Source organism: Corynebacterium sp. HMSC074A09 (assembly GCF_001811545.1).
GTDB lineage: Bacteria > Actinomycetota > Actinomycetes > Mycobacteriales > Mycobacteriaceae > Corynebacterium > Corynebacterium hiratae.
In genome coordinates, this window is sequence record NZ_KV805123.1 from 1 (window position 1) to 487 (window position 487).

Genomic DNA, 487 nt, shown 5'->3' on the forward strand with positions numbered 1-487 from the left:
ACTAACCGGTCCTCTTAACCTTCCAGCACCGGGCAGGCGTCAGTCCATATACATCAACTTAACGTCTTCGCATGGACCTGTGTTTTTGATAAACAGTCGCTTCCCTCTATTCTCTGCGACCCCACAACCCACCACCAACGCAAAGGCTGGCTTAAGTCGTGTGGTCCCCCTTCTCCCGAAGTTACGGGGGCATTTTGCCGAGTTCCTTAACCACAGTTCACCCGAACGCCTTAGTATTTTCAACCTGACCACCTGTGTCGGTTTAGGGTACGGGCCATACATCCACATCGCTAGAGGCTTTTCTCGACAGTACTAGATCACCAACTTCACCCCAATTGGGCTACGCATCACGCCTCAGGCATACGGTGTGCGGATTTGCCTACACACCACCTCACACGCTTACACCAACAATCCACTAAGCGGCATGGCTACTACACTGTGTCACCCCATCACTTGAACCACACATCAGGCCCCACGACATCAACAA

At 52.4% G+C, this 487-nt stretch carries 1 rRNA gene; it reads right to left on the minus strand.

Going from position 1 to position 487, the window contains the following annotated elements:
• Positions 1-487 (minus strand): 23S ribosomal RNA (locus HMPREF2807_RS02345); the annotation flags it as partial.